A 21,939-nucleotide genomic window follows, 5' to 3' on the forward strand; every position below is an offset into this window, starting at 1 on the left:
CCTGCACTGCGATGCAGACGCGGGTGCCGGGTGTCTCCAGCGGATTGCGGAGAAACCATGCAACATGATTCGACGGCCCCAGCGGGCAAGCGCGGCGGCAAGACGCCCGAAGCTTCTTCTTCCGACACGCTCCAGGCGAAGGGTGCGCCGGCCTCCGGCCAGCAACGCGGAACGCACCCTCACCGTCACCCGCATCACCCCCGTTCGCGGAGCATGTTCGCGCCGGAGCTGGTGAAGCCCGCGCTCGTTGCGGCCTTCCGGAAGCTGTCGCCGCGCGACCAGCTGCGCAACCCGGTGATGTTTGTCGTCTACGTGGGCAGTATTCTGACGACCATCCTGTTCCTGCGCGCTTTGTTCGCGCCCACCGCTGTCCATGGCGGAGAAAGCGCGGGCTTTATCCTCGCGGTCTCGGTCTGGCTGTGGTTCACCGTGCTGTTCGCCAACTTTGCCGAGGCGCTGGCCGAAGGGCGCAGCAAGCAGCAAGCCGAAGCGCTGCGCGGCCTGAAGACCACGGTGACCGCGCGTGTACTGAAGGACGGCAGGCGTGGCGGCGCCACGGAGAGCCGTGCCGCCACGGCGCTGCGGCGTGGTGACGTTGTCCTGGTGCAAGCCGGCGACATGATCCCTGGGGACGGCGAAGTGATCGACGGCGTGGCCTCGGTTGACGAGAGCGCCATCACGGGCGAATCGGCGCCGGTGATCCGGGAATCCGGCGGCGATTTCTCGTCCGTGACCGGTGGCACGCGGGTGCTGTCCGACTGGATCGTGGTACGCATCATGACCAACCCGGGCGAGAGCTTCATCGACCGCATGATCACGATGGTCGAGGGCGCCAAGCGGCAGAAGACCCCGAACGAGCTGGCCCTGACCATCCTGCTGGTTGGCCTGACCCTGGTGCTGTTGCTGACCACTGCCACGCTGCAGCCGTTCTCGCTCTACAGCGTGATGGTGACCAAGGCTGGCCTGCCGGTGACGATCACCGTGCTGGTGGCGCTGCTGGTCTGCCTGATTCCGACCACGATTGGCGGCCTGCTGTCGGCCATCGGCGTGGCTGGCATGAGCCGGATGATGGAAGCAAACGTGATCGCCACGTCGGGCCGTGCCGTCGAAGCCGCCGGTGACGTGGATGTGCTGCTGCTCGACAAGACCGGCACGATCACCCACGGCAACCGCCAGGCATCGCGCTTTATCCCGGCGCCGGGCGTTTCGCTGTTGCAGCTCGCGGAAGCCGCCTGGCTGTCGTCGCTGGCCGACGAGACCCCGGAAGGCCGCAGCATCGTCACGCTGGCCCGCCAGCAGCCGGGGCTGGCGGCGCCGGAGATGGCCAACCTGAAGCCGGACTTCGTGCCGTTCAGCGCCCAGACCCGCATGAGCGGCGTCGATCTAGGCGATGGCGGCGGCGAGCGTCACGTGCGCAAGGGTGCAGCAGATTCCGTGCGCCGCTACGTGACCGAGCGCGGCGGCAAGTTCCCTGATGCCGTACTGCAGGCCGTGGACGAGGTAGCGCGCGTCGGCAGCACACCGCTGGTGGTGGCCGACGCCAGGGGCGATGCGGTGCGCGTGCTGGGCGTGATCGAACTGAAGGACATCGTCAAGACCGGCATCCGCGAGCGCTTCGGCGAGCTGCGCAAGATGGGCATCAGGACCGTGATGATCACCGGCGACAACCGGCTGACGGCGGCCACGATTGCGGCTGAGGCGGGCGTTGACGACTTCCTGGCCGAGGCCACGCCGGAAGCCAAGCTGAAGCTGATCCGCCAGTACCAGACCGAAGGTCGGCTCGTCGCGATGACCGGCGACGGCACCAACGATGCCCCGGCACTCGCCCAGGCCGATGTGGCCGTGGCGATGAACAGCGGCACGCAGGCGGCCAAAGAAGCCGGCAACATGGTGGACCTGGACAGCAACCCGACCAAGCTGATCGAGATCGTTGAGATCGGCAAGCAGATGCTGATGACGCGCGGCTCGCTGACGACCTTCAGCGTGGCCAACGACATCGCCAAGTACTTTGCGATCATCCCGGCGGCGTTTGCCACCACCTATCCGCAGCTCAACCTGTTGAACGTGATGGCCCTCGCGACGCCGGCTTCGGCCATCATGTCGGCGGTGATCTTCAACGCGCTGATCATCGTCGTGCTGATTCCGCTCGCGCTGAAGGGCGTCGTCTACCGGCCGCTGGGCGCCGCAGTGCTGCTGCGCCGCAACCTGCTGATCTACGGGCTTGGCGGCATCCTGGTGCCGTTTGCCGGCATCAAGCTGATCGACATGATCCTTACCCTGTTTGGCTGGGTCTGATTTCCCCTATCGGAGCATTCATGAATACGCAAGTGCAGTCCCCGCGGCCGTCGCCGCCGCCCGTGCAGGGGGGGCTTGTCAGGCCGATGCTCGCGGTGTTCATCGCCCTGTCGCTGATTACCGGCCTGTTGTATCCTGGCATGATCACCGCGATCTCGAAAGCCGTGTTTCCGCATCAGGCAGGCGGCTCGCTGATCGAGAAGGACGGGAAGGGGGTCGGATCGGAACTGATCGGCCAGCCGTTCTCCGACCCGAAGTACTTCTGGGGCCGGTTGTCGGCGACGGCGCCCATGCCATATAACCCCGCGGCTTCGGCCGGGTCGAACCTGGGCTCCACCAATCCGGCGCTGACCGACGCGGCCCGTGCGCGCATCGACGCGCTGCATGCCGCGGATCCCGACAACCAGGCGCGGGTACCCGTGGACCTGGTCACGGCATCCGGAAGCGGGCTGGATCCGCATATCAGTCCTGCCGCGGCCGAATATCAGGCGGCGCGCGTCGCCCGGATCAGGGGGATTTCGACCGAACAGGTGAAGCAGCTGATCGCCGCGAGTACCGAAGCGCCGCTGCTGCCGGTACTGGGTGACCCAGGCGTCAATGTCCTGAAGCTGAACCTTGCATTGGATGGCATTGCGCCGAAGCAATGAAGTCCCCGAAGGTTGGGCGATGCTGCGGGGCCCCACGCCGGCCACATCGGCGGCGGTACCCCGACGCGGTGCCGACTGGTTCTGCTTCTGCCAGGATTGGGGGTGAGCCATCCTATGTCTGATGCCGAATTTCGCGATGCCGACGCACGCCCCGACCCCGATGCGCTCCTTCAGAGGGTTCAGGCCGAAGGTGAGCGGGCATCGCGCGGCAAGCTCAGGGTGTACTTTGGCGCTTCGGCCGGGGTTGGCAAGACCTTTGCCATGCTCACCGCGGCGCGGGCGGCATTCATGCAGGGCACGGACGTCGTCATTGGCATCGTCGAGACCCACGGCCGCGCAGAGACCGAAGCGCTGATCACCGGTGTCGAGCGGCTGCCAATGAAGGATGTGCCGTACCGTGAGCGGGTGCTCAAGGAGTTCGACCTGGACGCGGCGCTGGCCCGCCATCCTTCGCTGATCCTGGTGGACGAACTCGCACATTCCAACGCGCCGGGCAGCCGCCATCCCAAGCGGTGGCAGGACATCCAGGAACTGCAGGCCGCCGGCATTGACGTCTGGACCACGGTCAATGTGCAGCACCTCGACAGCCTGAACGAGGCTGTTGGGGGCATCACAGGAATCCGCGTGTGGGAAACGGTGCCGGACACTGTCTTCGATAGTGCAGATGAAGTCGTGCTAGTCGACCTGCCCGCCGATGAGCTGCTGCGTCGGCTGAAGGAAGGCAAGGTGTATCTGCCGGAGCAGGCGCGACATGCGGCGCGCAATTTCTTCCGCAAAGGCAACCTGATTGCCCTGCGCGAGCTGGCGCTGCGCCGGACCGCCGACCGCGTGGACTACGATGTCCGGGCATGGCGCCAGTCCGAAGCCGTGCAGTCGGTCTGGCGCACCCGGGAAGCGGTGCTTGCCTGCATCGGCAGCGGCGATGATGCGGAGCAGGTCGTCAAGAGCGCCCGCCGGCTTGCCGGCCAGCTCGATTGCGACTGGCATGTGGTGACGATCGCCACGCCGAGGCTGGCGCCGCCCTCCAATGTCGCCAGGGTGCGCCTGCAGACGGCCATGCGCCTTGCAGAAGAACTGGGTGCGCGCACCGAGACCCTGGCGGGCAATGACATGGTGCAGGCGGTGGTCGGCTACGTTCGCCGCCACAACCTGACCAAGGTTGTGATCGGCCGCGCGCCGGCAGACTGGCGCCGGGGCGGGACCTCCTTTGCGGAGCGGGCGCGCTCGCTGCTTGGCCTGGCCTTGTCGCCCTTCGTGAATGCGCCGGCATGGCTGTTCGGCCGGCGCAGTTTTGCCGATGCGCTGGCGCTCGGCTGCCCGGAGATCGATATCATCCGCGTGGCGGCCGACACCACCCGGGCCGACATTCGCCCGCGCCACGGCGCCGAGGAGCCGGAGGCCCCCGAGGCCATCGACGGGGCGACCCGAAAGGACTATCTGTGGGCCACCATATGGTGCGCGGGGGCCACGGCACTGTCGGCGCTGGCGTTTAAGTGGTTCGATGTCGTCAACATCGCCATGCTGTTCCTGGCCGCGGTGGTCGGGGTCGCGCTGCGTCATGGCCGCGGGCCGGCAGCGCTGGCCTCGGTGCTGGCCGTAGCCGCTTTCGATTTCTTCTTCGTGCCGCCGCGGCTGTCCTTTGCCGTCAGCGACGTGCAGTACCTGCTGACCTTCCTGGTGCTGCTCTCCGTCGGACTGGTCATCGGGCAACTGACGGCCGGCTTGCGCGAACAGGCGCAACTGGCCGTGCAGCGCGAAGAAGACGCGCGCACGCTGTACGAGCTGGCGCGCGAACTGTCGGCCGCGCTGATGCCGGAACAGATCGTTTCGATCGGCAGCCGCTTCCTGCGCGCCGCCTTCGATGCCAACTCGGCCTTCTTCCTGGTTTCGCCGCAAGGGCGCCTGCTGCCGCCGGTGTCCGATGCCGGTCAGCAAGACACGGGGGCGCGCACCGACTCGATCGACCGTGTGTTGGCGAAGTGGGTCTTTGATCACGGCGAGCCGGCCGGCACCGGCACGCATACGCTGCCGGGCAGTACCGTGCTGTACCTACCGTTGAAGGCGCCGATGCAGACCCGCGGCGTGCTGGCGGTCGAGCCCGCGGTGGCGCGCGCCTTTGCGCAACCCGCGCTGCGTCGTCAGGTCGACGTGTACTGCACACTGATCGCGATCGCGATCGAACGGCTGCACTACGTCGAGGTGGCTCAGCAGGCCTTGCTGTCGATGGAGTCAGAGCGTTTGCGCAGCTCATTGCTGGCGGCCGTATCCCATGACCTGCGCACCCCGCTGACCAGCCTGATCGGCATGGCCGAAACCATGCAGCGCAGCGAGCCTGCGCTGGCCCCGCCGCTGGACGAGAACGTATCCGCCATGCTGGAGCAGGCCAGGCGGATGCGGACGATGGTGGTGAACCTGCTTGACATGGCCAAGCTGCAGAGCCGCGATGTCCGGACCAACATGGAGTGGCAGTCGGTGGAGGAACTGGTTGGCGCCAGCCTTGCCGCCATGCGCGATGCGCTCGCTCGCCATCGTGTGGTCGTCGCCGACTTGTCCAGGGTGCCCCTGGTCGAATGCGATGCGGTGCTGATGGAGCGCGTGCTTTGCAACCTTCTGGAAAACGCGGCTAAATACACGCCCGCGGGCACTGAGATCCGGCTGTCGGCCGCAGCGGTCGATGATGAAATCCGGATTGCGGTCGAGGACGATGGCCCGGGCGTGCCCAAAGGCATGGAGCGGCAGATCTTCGAGAAATTCACGCGCGGCGAGCGCGAGTCGGCGACCGCAGGCGTGGGCCTCGGCCTCGCCGTCTGCGAGGCAATCGTCCAGGCGCATGGCGGGCGCATCTGGGTGGAACCGGCGCTGCGGCCAGACCGGCCCGGCGAGAAAGCCGGCGCGCGCTTCTTGGTCGCGTTGCCTCGCGGGAAACCGCCGGCAGTGGAACCGGAGCCGGCTGATGCCTAGTGCGTCGCCAGTTAGGAAGGAGAGGGAGTTCATGCCATTCGATTTTTCCCCAACCGTTTTGCTCATTGAGGATGAGCGGCATATCCGGCGCTTTGTTCGCGCGACGCTGGAGTCTGAAGGCTGCACGGTGTACGAGGCAGAATCGCTCAAGCGCGGATTGGTTGAGGCAGGTACCCGGCAGCCTGACCTAGTCATACTCGACCTGGGGTTGCCGGACGGTGATGGGGTGCAATTGATCAACGAGATGCGTACGTGGACTGACGTACCGATCCTTGTCCTATCGGCACGTAGTGGAGAGGCCGACAAGATTGGTGCGTTGGATGCCGGCGCCGACGACTATCTGACCAAGCCATTTGGCGTCGGAGAACTGGTTGCACGCCTGCGCGTGCTGCTGCGCCGGCATGCCAGGGCCAGCCCGCAAGGCTCCCACCAGATTCTGTTCGGTGACGTACAAGTTGACCTGGCCAGCCGTCTGGTCACCCGTGCCGGACAGGCCGTGCACCTGACCCCGATCGAGTACCGTCTCCTGGCGGCTCTGATCGCCCACCGCGGCAAGGTCATGACGCACCGGGAATTGCTGCGGGAAGTGCGGGGGCCTTCTCAGGCAGAAAGCAGCCAGTATCTGCGCGTCTACATGGGACATCTGCGGCACAAACTCGAAGCGGACCCGGCGCAGCCCGCCCACCTGCTGACGGAAATCGGTTTGGGCTATCGGTTTGCCGGATAACGCTGAATCCCAGCCGTCTTTATTGGATTTGTACGCAGGCATTGCGGCTTTTGATACCTTTTTTAGGCGTCAGGCCATATCGTGGCGAGGCTCCCTGCAATGGGGATTTTTTCAACTTTTCGCCACAAAAAAATGACTGACCTGCGCCATACGGCAGCCGCGCTGCTTGCATGTTCCGTACCTTCCATCCTCTTGTTCGCCGCCGTGCCCGCCATGGCGCAATCCCAGCCAGACGCCGAGGCGGCTGCCGCGGCTCCGGCTGCTGCCGCTGCTGAGCCGGCATCGCCGCATACGTTCACGGCCAACGTTTCGCTGGTTTCGGACTACCGCTATCGCGGCATCAGCCAGACCAACCTGCGCCCGGCGATCCAGGGTGGCTTCGACTACGCGCATGAGAGCGGCTTCTACGTGGGCAACTGGAACTCGAGCATCAGCTGGCTCGAAGATGCCAACTCGTCGGTGTCGGCACCGGTCGAAATGGATTTCTACGGAGGCTTCAAGAACACCTTCAAGGTGTCTGGTCTCGAGTTCAACTACGACCTGGGCGTGCTCGAATACTACTACCCGGGCGGCTACAACAACCCGCGACCGTACACCACGGAACTGTACGCCGGCATCGGCTGGGGCCCGGTGTTCCTGAAGTACTCGCATGCCGTGACAAACCTGTTCGGTTTCAACGACAGCAAGAACAGCTACTACGTCGACCTGACGGCCAACGTGCCGCTGAATTTCTGGGACCTGACGCTGAATGCGCATGTGGGTTACCAGGGCGTGACGCACAACAGCGACGCCTCGTACACCGACTGGAAGATCGGCCTGACCAAGGATCTGGGCAAGGGCTTTGCGCTGGCGGTGGCCTACGTGGACACCAACGCCAAGGAATCGGTCTACACCAGCGCCAACCGGGGCCGCTACCTCGGCAAGGCCGCGGCCTGGGCTTCGCTGACGAAGACGTTCTGAGCGCGAGCGCTTTGCCAGCGTCGCCGATTTTGATGCGGATTTAACGCCAAAGCCCAACATCCTTGCATCAAATTTAGACGGTGCTGGCTAGCATAAAGCCATGTCCAACACGCGACCCGCTACCGCGCGGGTCTATCCAATCATGCGACAGTCAAGCCTGGCCGTTGACACCGTTCCCCGACGTACCGCCTCGCGCAGCAGCGAAGGCACCATGCCCGCGCTGCGCGCGGTTTCCCAGCCGGCACCGGCCTGGATCCGCATGCGTCTTGCGGTGACATCCACCGAGGTGTTCGAGCTGCGGCAGACCATCCACAGGGCGCTCGGTGAGCTGGCCCGCGCCTATGTGGTAAACGTTGACTACCGGCACGGCGAAACTTTGATGCACGTGGAGATGGCCCGCACGGACCGCGACGCGGCCATGCATGCCATCATGATGGCATTTCCGGCTGCGGAGTTCGGGGTCACGACAGCCTTGGGAGACGACTATGTGGCGCACTGAGGAAGAGAGCTTCTCCGGTGCCGCCGTTCGCGCCTGCACCGGTATCGCAGCGATCTCCCGCGAGTCACCGTGGGGCATTTGGGTGCCCATGGTCACGCCGATGGGTGCCGGCTCGCTGGACTTGTCAGGTGCGGCCAGGCTGGCCGAGCGCTACGCCGAGGCAGGCGTGAATGGCTTGATCATATTGGGCACGACGGGCGAGGGAAGCCTGCTTTCCACACGCGAGCGGCAAGTATTCGCGGCGGCAGTCCTAGAAGCCGTCCATGGCGAGCTACCGGTGATGGCTGGCGTGGGTGCGGTCGATACACGCGCGGTGTGTGCGCAAATTGCCGAACTGGACGCCTTTGACCTTGCCGGCTACCTGGTGCCACCGCCATACTATCTGCGGCCCTCCGATGAGGGCATCGTGTGGCATTTCAACGAGGTGGCGCGTGCAACCGATCGCCCCCTGATGCTGTACAACGTTCCCAAGCGGACGGGGTGTGCGATGTCGCCGCCGCTCATACGATCCCTGCTTGCCCATCCGCAGATCGCGGCGGTCAAAGAGTGCGACAGCGGCAATCTTGGCGCGCTTTCCGGCGATCTGCACACCACCGTGCTGTGCGGTGAGGACGCCGCCATGCTGGATCACCTGCTTGCCGGCGGTGCCGGCGTTATCGCAGCGTCGTCGCATATTCGTCCGGATCTCTTCGTCCGCCTGCTGCATCTGGCGCAGACCGGCCATTTCGGTGCGGCTCGCGCATTGTTTGCCAGACTCGCCCGGTTGATTTCCCCCATGTTCTCAGAGCCGAATCCCGCACCAGTGAAGGCGGCTTTGGCACTTTCCGGCGCGATCTCCCCGGAAACCCGCCTGCCGTTGCAACCGGCAAGTTCCCTGTTGGTCCAGCGGCTGGAGGAGGCCATGGCCCTTCTTCCTCCGCCTTCTGTGGCACGGGACGAGCATCTGGCGGCCTGAAAGACTAGCCATCGTTGCCCCCGCTTCACCGTCGGCAGGCCAGCGATGTCTGGGGATCGGTTTTATGCGTTGTTTATGCCGTGAGCCCAGGTCTTTACACAATTTTTTCGATGGCATTTGTACATTGATATCAGGGCTTGGTCGCGTGAGATTCCACACAAGTCGGTCCGGAGCGTAGACCCAGCCCTTGCCGAACTATCCGGCGACCGATCCGTCGAGGCGACAATGAAACCTCCTGTCCCACTCTTCTTCACCTGCACGGCGTGCGGGCACGTTCACTCTGAGACCCTGCAGGATATGGTCTCGAGAAAACTCCCGCTGCCGCTGACTTGTCCCGCTTGCCACCGCGAGCTGAGCGTCGACTGGGACTGGATCACTGACCTGGCCGAGCAGATGGGACTCATCTTCACGGAGCGATAAGGCGTTCGTCGACCTCACTGACCCGGGCAAACGAGTGCCAACGTGGCGGTCTCACTTGAAGCCTGAAACCACTAAACTTCGTCATAAGCCGCACCCACCACTCGAACTGCTCGGGGAAACCCGCCTGTCCCGGGAAGCGCCCCCTGTCCGGGCAACGCTGACGATGTCGCTGGCGGCCACAGCAATTCAATCAGTGGTGCTGGGGCTCCAGAAGGCCTGACTGACAGCACTTGACTCTGCCAGTTGCTCGACAACGTTATCGAGCTTCTCCCCATCGACCGAGGTCGCCATCAGCACGGCCTCGATCTCCACGTCGTCCGAGCCAAAGGCGTGAACCACCAGGTCGCGCGTGGGATAATTACTGCTTTCCAGGGCCTCATCCAACATGCGCATTGCTTCCTTCTGGCGCTCCCGCGGTGCGATGACGTAGACGGTATTGGTCACCTCCACGGCGGGAGTATCGATGGGCTGGCGGTTGATGCGGTCGACCATGGGGCGAAGCAGCGTATTGGCAGCCAGCACGAATAGACAACCGACCGTAGCCTCCAGAAGCAGATCCGCGCCGGCACACGCGCCTATGGCTGCCGAGCCCCACAAGGTGGCAGCGGTATTGAGTCCGCGCACGTTTCCCTCTTCCCGCATGATCACACCGGCGCCAAGGAAGCCGATTCCCGAGACCACATAGGCGACGACGCGCACGGCACCATCGTGCCCTGCCAGCCGGTTGGCCATATCCACGAAGATGGCCGCGCCGACCGCCACCAGCACATTCGTGCGCAGGCCGGCGGTACGTTGGCGGTACTGTCGTTCGTAACCGATCACCGCGCCCAGCACGAATGCCGCGGCCACACTGATGCTGGTATCGAATAGAGAATCCAGATTGATGTTTTGGATGGCTTCAATGGTCATGTTTCACTCGAACTGGTCAGAGTCGGGCTCAAGGTGACTGCGTCAGGTTGAGGACAGACAAGTTGCATTAGCTTTCAAGCGAAAACCGCTCCGTATGGTCATCGTACGAGAAGATCTCCGCATAACGTCCCCATTCAATGATCGCCTCCAGCGTCTGCCTGGCCAGTTCTTCGCTCAGAAAATCCTCTAACTTCTGCTCAAACCGGACGCGCGGGGCTTGCTGGTCTTTCCGCTCCGCCAGCACCGTGCGGATATAGCCGGCCATCGGCACACGTCGCACCAGATGCTCGGCGAAGAGGGCTTTGCGTTCCTGCGTGCCATGTTCATTGAAGACCAGCCCTGCCGCGGTCAGCACAATGTCGCCCTCGCGCAGTTCGGCAAAGCCGAGATGTCCTAGCATCTCGGCGACTGGAAAGAGATCGTCCACCTCCAGATGCATGGTCGCTGCGATCTCCGGCAGATCGGCCTGGCCCCGATACGGCTCAGCAGCCACAGTTTCGATCAGACCCGCCATCGGGTTTGTGGAAACCGGCTGCAGCGGGATGCCGATGTCCAGGCCGTTCCTTGGTGCAACTCCCTTGGTTGGCCGGGCTGTCATCTTGGCGTAGATCTCGTCGACAAGTTCGCGGAATGCCGGATCAAGGCGGTCACGCCGATGCTTGAACGGTACTTCGAACTCGGCGACGACAGCCCCCGGGTTGGATGACAGCAGCAGGATACGGTCGCACATGAAGACCGCCTCCTCGATGTTGTGGGTCACGATCAGCATCGACTTGATCGGCAACATGCGCTCCGTCCACAGATCGAGCAGGTCGGTACGCAGGGTTTCGGCCGTTAGCACGTCGAGCGCCGAGAATGGTTCGTCCATCAGCAGCAACGTCGGATTGACGACGAGAGCGCGAGCAAAGCCCATACGCTGGCGCATGCCACCCGACAACTCGCGTGGGAAGGCATTCTCAAAGCCGTCCAGCCCGATCAGGTCGATGGCCGCAAGCGCGCGCTCACGCCGCTCCGCCGGCGGCACGCCCAGGGCTTCCAGGCCAGCTTCAACATTGTCGAGGACTGTGAGCCATGGGAATAGCGCAAAGGTCTGGAAGACCATGGCGACGCCTTCGGCTGGGCCCTTGATAGGAACACCGCAGTAGTCGAGCTGGCCCGATGTAGGGGAAATCAGCCCGGCAATCATCCGCAGCAGCGTGGACTTGCCAGAGCCCGACCGGCCAAGCAGGCCGACGATCTCGCCTTCGCGCAGTTCGAGGTTCACGCCGTCCAGCACCAGGCGCTTGCCTTGCTCGCGGCCATAGCCGTGGCTCAGGTCGCGAATGCTCAGGATGTTCCGGGAAGGGGTCAGAATTTCGTTTTGCATTGTGCTTGCCCTCTCAGTTCATGCGCAGCTTGTTTTCGGCGATGGCATACAGCGGACGCCACAGGAAACGGTTGAAACAGACCACCATGATCGACATGACCGCAATACCAAGGACGATCTTGGGATAGTCCCCGGCGGCGGTGGCTTGGGCGATGTAGGAGCCAAGGCCGTGCGCCGACAGGCTGGTAGATCCCCATGACACCGCCTCGGACACGATGCTCGCGTTCCATGCCCCGCCCGACGCGGTGATGGCGCCGGTCACGTAGTAGGGAAAAATCCCGGGCAGCATGATCTTTTTCCACCACTGCCAGCCGTGAATATGGAAATTGGTGGCCGCTTCGCGGAAATCGTTCGGAAATGCGGTTGCCCCGGCGATGACATTGAAGAGGATGTACCACTGCACCCCCAACACAATCAGCGGACTCAGCCAGATGTCCGGATTGAGATGAAAATGGACGATGCCGAACACAAACACGGGTAACAGCAGGTTGGCCGGAAATGCGGCCAGGAACTGGGCCAGCGGCTGGATTTTTTCGGCAAGCCGGGGCCGCAGGCCAATCATGACCCCGACCGGCACCCAGATCAGGGAGGCGAGGACGATCAGCACCAGCACGCGCAGCAGCGTCAGCAGCCCAGCCCGATAACTTTCACAACTTCGTCCAGCCCGGCTTCAGTGTGGACATAGCTGATCGTCCGCAACAGCAGATAGCCGGCAAGCACTGCCACCAAAAAGCTCGAGACGAGGTCGACGACTCGGGTCAGGCCTGCCCGTTAGACGCCTGAGGCCACGGGCAGGCGGACCGCGAAGCGGGCCCGCGCCAGCTTGCGCAGCAGGCGGCCGAAGGGACGCAGCAGGCTCTGGATCAAGTGGGTACGGTGCACGAGGTTTAGCACCCAGGACTCCGGTGCGGTTTGTGCGCTCGTGCTTTCCAGCCGGAAGCGATCTGCCCAGGCCACCATCGGACGAAATAGGAACTGGTCGTACAGGACGATCACTGCGATCATGGTCAGGATGACCCAACCCACCGCTGCCATATTGCTGTCGGCAATGGCGGTGGCCAGGTAGGCCCCGACCCCAGGCAGGGTGATCGACTTGTCGCCGACCGTGATGGCTTCCGAGGCGACGACAAAGAACCAGCCGCCCGACATGCTCATCATCATGTTCCAGATCAGCCCCGGCATGGCAAACGGCACCTCCAGCTTCCAGAACTTCTGCCAGGGCGTCAGGCGCATGCTGCTCGACACCTCGATCAGGTCAGGCGGTAGCGTTCGCAATGACTGGTAGAAGCTGAACGTCATGTTCCAGGCCTGGCTGGTGAAGATCGCGAAGATCGCTGCGAGCTCGGCGCCCAGCATGCGGCCCGGAAAGAGCGCGAGGAAAAAGACCACGGTAAAGGAGATATAGCCCAGCACCGGCACCGACTGCAGGATGTCGAGAATGGGGACCAGTACCTTCTCTGCCCGGCGGCTCTTGGCTGCCAGCGTGCCGTACGTGAAGGTGAACAGCAGCGACACCGCCAGTGCGGCCAGCATGCGCAGCGTGGTCCGCAGGGCGTATTCGGGCAGCATGGCGGGATCTAGCGAGATCGCCTCGGCGCTGGGGCCCGCGAGCGGTGCCAGCGTTTCACGGATGCCCGACGCGGCCACTACCAGCAGACCGATAATCAGCGGAAGTGCGACGAAATCCCAGCGGTTCGGAAGCAGACGCCGAGCCGTGCCGGGGGGTTGCGGAAGGAATTCGTTTGCCATGGGGCCTCCTTGGCCGACAGCATGGTTAAACGGGAACCCACGGAGCTTGTGCTGGCAGCTTCGTCAGAACGGGCTCGCGAGCCATTGGATTCACCACCCTGCCAGCCGCGAAGCCGGCTGCTACGAGCAGTTGGTAGGCGCAGCGCAGCGATAGGGTCGTCGTCCATGATGGCCCCTCCTGTTCACTGGAAGGTTATCGCCTTGCGCCTCAGAATTCGGCGTGGAACCGGACGCCATAGAACTTTGCAGGCCCCCGATCCCGGTTGTAGCCGGGGTTGCGGATGTACTGGAAACTCGGGCTGATGCTGAAGTACTTCAACAGTTCCAGGCTGTAATAGATTTCGAGCACTTGTTCCGGCCCATAACGCAGCGCGCCATCGCCCAGGAACGCTCCCAGGCCGCCGGCGGCCAGGTAGTCCCGGTGCGGTGATCGCAGCATGTTGACGGCCATCGCCACCCCGAGTTCATCATTGGGCCGCCCCCAGGACGTGCCTTTCAACGTACCGCCGCCGGCGACCTGCTTGCCGATTTCGGTAAAGGCATAGGTTTCCGTCTTGTCGTCCGACATATTGGCGCGGAAGAACACGCCCAGCGAATCATTGACCTCCTGCAGCAACGTAATGCCCACGCCCACCTTGGCATGTTCCGCGCGCACGTCGGCGACGTCGGGCGTCACGTTGTTGGCCTGCCCGAATGCGATGGCATCGCTAAACTTGCCCATCTTCGCTTTATTGCGCCAGAGCAGCAGGCGCGCAGCTCCGGGACGGCCAGCCAGGTTATAGCGCTTTTCCAGTTCGAGGATGTCGCCGTAGTGCTCAAACATCCGTGTGTCGAGCTTCAGCCCATTGGATTCCAGCGGTTGCAGGAAATGGCCAAAGCGCGCCGACCAGCCATCGCCAACGTACTCCAGCGCCAAGCCCCAGTTGTAGCCGCGCGCATCGGCAGGATAGTCGAACGAGCCATGCGTCAGTGAGGACCAGTTCATGAACTGCGTGCGCGGGTCGGAGCCGTAGGGGTTCAGATCGAAGATGTCGAGCACGCCAAAGTTGCCGGCGGTCAGCACGACGCGCTGCTTGTCGACGGTTCGGGCGAACTGGTTGAAGTCGGCATCGAGCTTCTCCTCGCCGCCACCCAGGCCCCACGTCTGGCGCACGAAGGCCCGGGCCCGGTAGAACGTGGGATTGGTGCCCGACGACTTGGCCAGTTCTCCGTTGGTCAGGCCGCCCAGGCCGTGCAGGCCGGAGAACGGCACGCCCTGCGAGACCTCGGGATTGAAGTGGAACTCTGCCCCTTGCCACAGGCGCAGGCCCAAATCGAGCGTGCTAGTGAACGAATAACTCTTGGCCCGTTCCGTGCCGAGGCTGTGCTCGCCCGAATAGGCCGCGCCAAACGATGGCTTGCGCTGCCAGATGTAGGTGGCCTGCCCGTGGAAGGCAAAGCGGTCCTCCATCGGATCCGACGCCGTATTGCCAGGGGCAGCGCCCGGAGCCGGCTGGCTTTCACCGGCGTCCTGGGCATGCGCCGGTGCGAGGCCAATGCCAAGCAGCGCCAGGGTCAGCGCCACAAGCGAGCGGTGCGACCAACGGGTGCCCTTCAAAAAAGTAAGGGCGGAGAAGGCAAACTGGAAACAGGTAAGGAACGACATGAGACCTCCCTCACGCGTTTCTATGGCGCGTGTAGGCTCGGTGCGACTGCTCGCGAAGGTCAAAGAGTGAGGGCGATGTTGCCCGCGACTGCCTTCTTGGTACAGAACGCTAACAAAAAAAATCGGGAGGTGGCCACACAGAGAATCTGTATGGTTGCCACTACCCGCCGGTAACGGCTAGGCAGTGGCGAGATGTCGCCTTGACTGACTAGCCGTTCAGAGATCGGCGTGACGCCGACTAGAACAACAGTCCATGGGGAGAACCCTTAGTGATGACGGAGCGGAGGATACCAGAAGGTTTCATCGGCCCACAAATGGTTTTTTCCAGCCTCTCGGCCGCTCGCAGCATTTCTGCTACAACGCTTTTCCGGCGGTCAAACGAAGGTTGAGGAAGGCCCGACGTAGCGAGCGGAATGGCACCGTTGTCCAGACCGCAGTCGCGCCAAGAAAGGAGGAGAATTCGATCATACGAGACATGCATGAGGTCGATTGTTGGCGTGTCGTCCTGCGCGGTCGGATCCTGATACAGGAACTTACCAGCCGCCTCCAGACGGGAAATCACGCGCGCGGCCTTGCCACAAGGATGGGAAGGTTTCTCGTCCCATCCGCCTGTGTAGTTCATGAGATCGCGTAGGGCTCCTGCCAACTCCGAGTATGTTGGCAGGCCGACGTCTTTGAGATGCGCATCGGCGTTTGCGATGCCTGCGGGCGTAGCTGGGTTCATATTCTCTATCTCACCAGGTCACATGCGCTGTGCGGGAGGCTTGGAATGGGTAACTTGAGCGGGCGCATCCGATCCGGATCGAAATCGAGCCAATGCCGAATTCGTCAGCGCGGCGGCGCGCTCGCGCAGCCAGGCGTCTGCCGATTTGGCAAATCCGAAAGTCCGGGTGATCAGGTCAGACGGCGTCACGCCGCTGTCGCTCGTCGCCTCGGGATCCGCGCCTGCCATGGCTTCAACCTGGGCCTTCGATTCGAAGCCATCGAGGACTCGTTGCGCCTCCTTGGCATCATTCGGAATCCTTGGCGAAAGGTACTTTTGGATGTACTCCGTCCGCACTTCCGGGATATCGCCGTCAAGAAGTCGCGTCACGGTATGGGACCTGCCATAGTCTGGACATGTCCACGATTCGCCGACTTTCAGACTCGGAATCCGCTCGATGTCTTCTGCCGAGTAGCCCGCATCGGTAGTGAAGTCCCGTTCCAGCTGCACCTTTTCGCCACGCTGCTCGAAGCTGGTGTCCCATCGCGCCGAGAACAGCTTCATCGTTAGCGGTTCCAGCTGTAGTGCGCCGACCTGGTCGGCGTCCCTTCGCATCGGATCGCGTCGGGTGTCCATGTTCATTCCTGTGGTGGTTGTGATGAGTTGCTTGACGGCGCTCTTACCAGCGACTTCCTGCTCTAGTGTCATGAGTCAGAAATTGATTGCATTATTTGGCTCGCGTTGTACTCTGCATTGAAGGCACGCACGGGGCGAGGTAGCGATGAGGGGAAGACCAAAGGCGGAACTAATCTTGAGTGAGGCTGAACGCGAGCAGCTCAAGGCGCTGACGATGCGGCGCAAGACGGCACAGGCGTTGGCTTTGCGCGCGCGCATCGTGCTGGCCAGTGCTGAAGGCCTGGACAACAAGACCGTCGCGGCAAAGCAGCGTGTCGACGTGCATACGGTCTCCAAGTGGCGATCGCGATTCGTCGCGGATCGCCTGGATGGGTTGCTGGATGCTCCGCGCCCAGGGGCGCCGAGGACCATCGGTGATGCACAGGTGGATGCGATTATTGCCAAGACGCTCGAATCCGTGCCAGCCGGCGCCACCCACTGGAGCACGCGCACCATGGCTCGCGCGGCGGATCTGTCGCAGTCGACCGTGACGCGTATCTGGCGTGCCTTCGGGCTGCAGCCGCATCGACAGGAGACCTTCAAGCTCTCCAGCGACCCATTGTTCGTGGAGAAGGTGCGCGATATCGTGGGGTTGTACCTCGACCCACCGCTCAAGGCCATGGTGTTGTGCGTTGACGAGAAGAGCCAGATCCAGGCACTGGACCGCACGCAGCCCATTCTGCCGCTGGCGCCAGGTATCCCCGAGCGACGTACGCACGACTACATGCGCCATGGCACGACAACGTTGTTCGCCGCGCTGGACATCGCCACAGGGAAAGTTATCGGTGAATTGCATCGCAGACATCGCAGCAGTGAGTTCCTGCAGTTTCTACGCACAATCGAAGCCAACGTGCCACCCAAGCTCGATGTGCATCTCGTCATGGACAACTACGGCACGCACAAGACGGCGTCGATTAAGGCTTGGTTCGCCCGCCATCCGCGCTTCCACGTTCATTTCACACCGACCTCCGCCTCATGGATCAATCAGGTGGAACGCTGGTTTGCAACCATCACCGAACAATACATACGCCGCGGCACGCATCGCTCAACCCGACAACTTGAGCAAGCCATCCGCCAATACCTTGACCTGAACAACGCCAACCCCACGCCTTTCGTGTGGACAAAGTCCGCCGATGACATCCTCGCTAGCATCAGGCGATTTTGTCTACGAATTTCTGACTCGGGACACTAGCCCCTCGATGCGGTAGTGCAGCATATTGAGTCGGGCGAAGTCGGTGGGATCGCCGCTCGTGGCCGCATTGATAGGTGCATCACGCTCGCTCCGGGCAAGCTCCAACTCCGCCCCGGCCTCAACGACAGCTCGATCAGGCACCGACACCATCGGGAGACTGCACCGCCACGCGGCCCCCTCATCAGTGAGCATCCCGAACTCGATTTCCTGCCCGGGATACGCGTCTTGGAGTGCGTAAGCCAGTGCAGTGCCGATCCCTCGCCGCCGATGCCCTTCGCTCACTTCGATAAAGGAGATCTTCGGGACGCCCTGGAAGCAGGAGTTATCAAGATGTCCGGCACATACGTCGCCCATGCGTGCTTCAAGCATGTAGTCGTCCTGGCCGTGGTGCGCGCCGCCGTGGATAGCGCGAATCTGCAGCACTGATTTCGCCATGGTTCGCGACTCAGGAATGGCGCATACGGGATGCCGCCCGATCCGCCGGCGAATCCTCTGCCTTGGCGTCTTCGTCATGCTGCTCGTCAACAGCCTTCCGGCCTTGCGCGGTCGCCCGTTGTCTGCTCTCTACACCTTCACCGAAATCCGCAGCTTGGCTAGGCGTTGGCTCGGATGCTGCAGCATCCAGGGCTCTCGCCGACTTTGACGGGCGTCACTTTGGGCGTTTCCCCCCGAAAGCTCAAATTGTTCAAGTCCCTTGTGTCTATCGATTTCACCACTCAGGCCTAGCGCGAAGCGCTGGACCTTACGATTTCCTTCTACCGGCGCCTAGTTTGGCTCCTGACCGCTGGTCAAGCCATGAAGCCACTGCGTGGCTGCTCGCAATTCGTTGCCGCAATTGGCCTTTTGCCTTGGTGTTGTGAGAGAGAAAGCTTGACGAAACAGCATCACAATAACGCGGGCCGCCCGCGAATCGCGCCGAATGAAGCACACGTCGCAAGCGGCTGCGGGCAAAGGTCTGCTCGTCTCTTTGATATTGACTAAAACATCAGGATGACGATAATGTCGTCAAAACATCGGGTGCCACCTATGGGCGGCGCCCGGCCATTGGAGACGCCATGACCCGTCCGCCCCGCAGCGTGCTGCGCACGCCGCCGGCTTTCCCCGAAAGTGCGCTGCCTGCCTTCGTCCAGAAGCTCGACCGGCCCGAAGCCCTGGTCAAGGCCCAGGCGCTTGCCTTCCTGATGTTCGAGAAGCGCGACCTGCGCGCGACGCAGACCTTCCTGACGGATTTCGGCATGCATTGCGTGTCGCGCACCGGCAGCCGGCTGTTGATGCGCGGCGCCGGCCCCCAGCCGTGCCTGATGCTCGCGACGCCAGGGCAGCGCTCGCGTTATGTCGGCGCGGCCTTTTCGGTGCGCAGCGAGGCAGACCTGGACTACCTCGAGGCCAACGCGAATGCGCGCCGCCTCCAGGCAGACGAGATTCCGGGCGGCGGCGCCGGCGTCGAACTGACCGACCCCGCCGGGAACTTGCTGTGGCTGGTGACCGGCCAGCAGCCGGTCGACCCGCTGCCATTGCGGGACCCGCTGCATTCGCTCACCAACGACCCGGGACAGCTTCGGCGGGTGAATGCTACGGTCCGGCCGCCGCTGGAGCCCGCGGCCGTGGTCAAGCTCGGCCACGTCGTGCTCCAGACCGTCGACTTTCCCGGCATGGCGCGCTGGTATATGCGTCATCTCGGCCTGATCCCGACCGATGTCCAGTATCTGGAGGACGGGTCTCCCAATCTCTGCTTCTTCCGCCTGGACCTCGGCAGCACGCCCGCGGACCATCACGCCTTCGTGCTCGCCGGCGGCATCGAGGAGAAATACGAGCACAGCGCATACGAAGTGCTCGACCTCGACGCGCTCGGCCAGGGCAACAACGTGCTGCGCGCGAATGGCCACCGCCATATGTGGGGTATCGGGCGCCATGTGCTCGGCAGTCAACTGTTCGATTACTGGTTCGATCCGGACGGCATGGAATTCGAGCACTACGCCGACGGTGATGTCTTCACCGCCGACCGGGAAACCCACTACGTGCCGCTGGAAATGTCCGGCATCTGGGCATGGGGCGACGACGTCCCCGCCAGCATGGGTGTCAAGCGCAATCTCGCCACGGTGTTCCGGGTTGCGCGGCTGCTGCGCGCCGGCCGGCTCTCGGCCGCGCGGCTGAAGCTGCTTGGCCGCGCGATGACCCAGGCGCGGCCCTGGCTCTGAGCCTGCGCATCCGCCCCTCTACGAACCCCCTCACGTCAAGGAAAGCAAATGTCCGTCAAAGTCGTCCGATATCTCCACGGCGGCGAACCCTGCTGGGGTGTGGTCCACGACCGCCGCATCGCGCCCCTGTCTTGCGGCTCTGCCAGCACCGCCGACTTCGTCACGAACGGCCTCGAAGCCGCGTGGCGCAGCACCCCCGGCCAGGCCACGCTGCCGCTCGACGCCGTCACGCTGCTGCCGCCGGTCACGTCTGACCGCCAGTTCCTGTGCCAGGGCATCAACTACGCCAGCCATGTGCGTGAGTCCGGCATGGACCCTGACAAGATCGCCTTCAACACCCTGTTCACCAAGGCCCCGTCCTGCCTTGCGCCCGCCGACGCCGACGTGGTGCGGCCGGCGCATGTGCATCTGCTCGACTACGAAATCGAGCTTGGTCTCGTGGTGCGCAAGCCGCTGAGCGAGGCGGTCCAGGTCGGGCCGGACCAACTGCACGAGTACCTCGCTGGCGTGACCATCGTCAACGACATTTCGGCGCGCGACGTCCAGCTGCCGCAGGCCCAGTTCTACAAGGGCAAGAGCTACCGCAGCTTCGGCCCGGTCGGGCCTTTCCTGGTGCTGTTGGACAAGGAGGAATGGCGGCGCTGGCCCGCGTTCCGCATGCAACTGCATGTCAACGGGCAGCCCCGCCAGGACGCCTATTGCGGCGACATGATTTTCAAGCCGCACCAGACGCTTACCGAGATGTCCTCGCTGCACGACCTGCAAGCCGGCGATCTGATTGCCACCGGCACGCCGGCCGGCTGCGCCGCCCGTGCGCCTGGCAAGCTGGCGATGTGGGTGTTCCGGCATTTGCTGTCCGAGAGTGCGAAGTGGCGCCTCTTCATCAAGAAGGGCTTGTCCAACCCGGCTTACCTGCGGCCCGGCGACGTCATGACCGCTTCGATCCGCACCGACGACGGCGCCATCGACCTGGGCGAGCAGCGCAATCGGGTGGTGGCAGCATGAGCCACAGTTATACCGCCGCCATCGACGGCTTTGGCGATGCGTTCGCGTTGCGGCTGCGCCCGGCGCCCCGCCCGCAGCCGCGCCAGGGCGAGATCGTGGTGCAAGTGGAGGCCGCGGCGGTCAATGCCATCGATGTGCGCCGCCGCGGCGGCTACGGCAGCAGGCTTTTCTCTTTGATGGGCGCGGCGCGCATGCCGCTCGTGCTCGGTAACGATTTTGTCGGGACGGTTTGCGCGGTGGGCCAGGGTGTGACCGGGCTGCGCGAAGGCGATGCCGTGTTCGGCGCCAAGCCGCCATCAAGTGCGGGCACGCATGCCACCCATGTCGCCATGCGCGCCGAACACGCTCGCCTGAGGCCGTCGTCCATCCCGGCCGCCGCCTTGGCGACGCTACCGTACAACTTCCTGACCGTGACGCGCGCGTTCGCCGACGCCGGGATCTGCCGCGAGACCGTGAACGGGCGGCCCGTGCTCGTGCACGGCGCAACCGGTGGCCTGGGCCAGATCGCGGTCTGGTTGCTGCGCAGGCTGGGAGCGAGTGTTACCGCTGTCGGCGGAGGTAAAGGACTCGTTGCCTGCCTGGCCGCTGGCGCTGACGTACTCGTCGATCGCCACCGCCAGTCGCTGGCGAGCCTGCCGCGGCATTTCGCCGCCACCCTGAATTTCGCCAGCTGGGATGACGAAGCGGACCTGCTGCGCCGGCTGGCGCCCGACGCGGCCGGTCATGCGACCACGGTACATCCGCTGCTCGGCAACTTCGACCGGCTGGGACTGTTCAGAGGCGGGGTGGCCACGCTGGTCGGCAAGCGTGGCAAACGCGGGCTGATACCGAAGGGCGCGCGCTATGGGTGGACGACCTTCCGCCCGAACCCTTCGGCCTTGCAGGCACTGGCCGATTGCGCGGCGGCGCTGGCGCCCGCCGAGGTTAAGACTTTTGCGCTCAGCCAGGCCGGGCAGGCGTTCCTGCACGTCGGGCAAGGCCAACCCCGGCGGGCCGTCCTGCTGCCAGGGGAACTCTAGAAAAAGACAGCGCC

Annotated in this window: 17 protein-coding genes and 1 pseudogene; 11 read left to right on the forward strand and 7 right to left on the reverse strand. The window is 63.7% G+C overall.

Annotation, left to right across the window (positions count from 1 at the left end):
* Positions 1-57: 57 nt before the first annotated feature.
* The 7 genes from kdpB (at position 58) to dapA (ending at position 9,044) form a co-directional block, all read left to right on the forward strand.
* Positions 58-2,295 (forward strand): potassium-transporting ATPase subunit KdpB, encoded by a 2,238-nt coding sequence (gene kdpB / locus KB879_RS35360; RefSeq protein WP_211982436.1) that lies wholly within the window; start codon positions 58-60, stop codon positions 2,293-2,295.
* A 20-nt stretch (positions 2,296-2,315) separates the two neighbouring features.
* A complete protein-coding gene (kdpC, locus tag KB879_RS35365) occupies positions 2,316-2,942 on the forward strand; it encodes a potassium-transporting ATPase subunit KdpC (protein ID WP_211982439.1) in 627 nt (208 codons plus the stop codon).
* A 114-nt stretch (positions 2,943-3,056) separates the two neighbouring features.
* Positions 3,057-5,903, forward strand: a complete 2,847-nt coding sequence (locus KB879_RS35370) for a sensor histidine kinase KdpD (protein WP_211982441.1) — start codon at positions 3,057-3,059, stop codon at positions 5,901-5,903.
* A gap of 31 nt (positions 5,904-5,934) precedes the next feature.
* Positions 5,935-6,630 carry a two-component system response regulator KdpE gene (gene kdpE, locus KB879_RS35375; RefSeq protein WP_211982443.1) on the forward strand — a complete coding sequence of 232 codons (696 nt, stop codon included), beginning with the start codon at positions 5,935-5,937 and terminating at the stop codon, positions 6,628-6,630.
* Between the two features lie 132 nt (positions 6,631-6,762).
* The gene (locus KB879_RS35380) at positions 6,763-7,590 is read left to right on the forward strand and encodes a TorF family putative porin (protein WP_211982445.1); all 828 of its coding nucleotides are present in this window, start codon (positions 6,763-6,765) and stop codon (positions 7,588-7,590) included.
* A 142-nt stretch (positions 7,591-7,732) separates the two neighbouring features.
* Positions 7,733-8,089 (forward strand): hypothetical protein, encoded by a 357-nt coding sequence (locus KB879_RS35385; protein ID WP_211984459.1) that lies wholly within the window; start codon positions 7,733-7,735, stop codon positions 8,087-8,089.
* The gene (dapA, locus tag KB879_RS35390; RefSeq protein ID WP_211982448.1) at positions 8,076-9,044 is read left to right on the forward strand and encodes a 4-hydroxy-tetrahydrodipicolinate synthase; all 969 of its coding nucleotides are present in this window, start codon (positions 8,076-8,078) and stop codon (positions 9,042-9,044) included. Before KB879_RS35385 ends, dapA begins: the two co-directional genes overlap by 14 nt.
* A gap of 606 nt (positions 9,045-9,650) precedes the next feature.
* Here the strand turns inward: dapA and KB879_RS35395 are convergent.
* The 6 genes and pseudogenes from KB879_RS35395 to KB879_RS35420 all read right to left on the reverse strand — a co-directional run bounded on the left by KB879_RS35395 (position 9,651) and on the right by KB879_RS35420 (position 16,472).
* Complete coding sequence (locus KB879_RS35395) at positions 9,651-10,373, reverse strand: MgtC/SapB family protein (RefSeq protein WP_211982450.1); 723 nt, start codon at positions 10,371-10,373, stop codon at positions 9,651-9,653.
* Between the two features lie 67 nt (positions 10,374-10,440).
* Complete coding sequence (locus tag KB879_RS35400; protein WP_211982452.1) at positions 10,441-11,739, reverse strand: nitrate/sulfonate/bicarbonate ABC transporter ATP-binding protein; 1,299 nt, start codon at positions 11,737-11,739, stop codon at positions 10,441-10,443.
* 13 nt (positions 11,740-11,752) lie between these two features.
* Positions 11,753-13,488: pseudogene (locus KB879_RS35405) on the reverse strand (ABC transporter permease).
* 208 nt (positions 13,489-13,696) lie between these two features.
* Positions 13,697-15,133: a carbohydrate porin gene (locus KB879_RS35410; RefSeq protein WP_371827429.1), complete on the reverse strand. Its 1,437-nt coding sequence runs from the start codon at positions 15,131-15,133 to the stop codon at positions 13,697-13,699.
* 238 nt (positions 15,134-15,371) lie between these two features.
* Positions 15,372-15,857 carry a hypothetical protein gene (locus KB879_RS35415; protein ID WP_211982454.1) on the reverse strand — a complete coding sequence of 162 codons (486 nt, stop codon included), beginning with the start codon at positions 15,855-15,857 and terminating at the stop codon, positions 15,372-15,374.
* An 18-nt stretch (positions 15,858-15,875) separates the two neighbouring features.
* A complete protein-coding gene (locus KB879_RS35420; RefSeq protein WP_211982456.1) occupies positions 15,876-16,472 on the reverse strand; it encodes a hypothetical protein in 597 nt (198 codons plus the stop codon).
* A 145-nt stretch (positions 16,473-16,617) separates the two neighbouring features.
* On the opposite strand from KB879_RS35420, the gene KB879_RS35425 reads away from it, so the two are divergent.
* Positions 16,618-17,703, forward strand: coding sequence for an IS630 family transposase (locus KB879_RS35425; protein WP_211982458.1), 1,086 nt, complete (start codon positions 16,618-16,620; stop codon positions 17,701-17,703).
* Here the strand turns inward: KB879_RS35425 and KB879_RS35430 are convergent.
* Positions 17,677-18,216, reverse strand: coding sequence for a GNAT family N-acetyltransferase (locus tag KB879_RS35430; protein WP_211982460.1), 540 nt, complete (start codon positions 18,214-18,216; stop codon positions 17,677-17,679). The two genes, KB879_RS35425 and KB879_RS35430, sit on opposite strands and share 27 nt — an antisense overlap.
* Before the next feature lie 542 nt (positions 18,217-18,758).
* Between KB879_RS35430 and KB879_RS35435 the strand changes: the two genes are divergently transcribed.
* From KB879_RS35435 to KB879_RS35445, 3 genes are read left to right on the forward strand one after another with little or no spacing between them, the layout of a single operon-like run.
* Entirely contained in the window at positions 18,759-19,901 is a 1,143-nt protein-coding gene (locus tag KB879_RS35435; protein ID WP_211982462.1) for a VOC family protein, read from the forward strand.
* 48 nt (positions 19,902-19,949) lie between these two features.
* Positions 19,950-20,906, forward strand: coding sequence for a fumarylacetoacetate hydrolase family protein (locus tag KB879_RS35440; RefSeq protein ID WP_211982464.1), 957 nt, complete (start codon positions 19,950-19,952; stop codon positions 20,904-20,906).
* Positions 20,903-21,925 (forward strand): alcohol dehydrogenase catalytic domain-containing protein, encoded by a 1,023-nt coding sequence (locus KB879_RS35445; RefSeq protein ID WP_211982467.1) that lies wholly within the window; start codon positions 20,903-20,905, stop codon positions 21,923-21,925. Before KB879_RS35440 ends, KB879_RS35445 begins: the two co-directional genes overlap by 4 nt.
* Positions 21,926-21,939: the final 14 nt, after the last annotated feature.

The sequence above is a fragment of the Cupriavidus sp. KK10 genome (genome assembly GCF_018223725.1).
Taxonomy (GTDB): domain Bacteria; phylum Pseudomonadota; class Gammaproteobacteria; order Burkholderiales; family Burkholderiaceae; genus Cupriavidus; species Cupriavidus necator.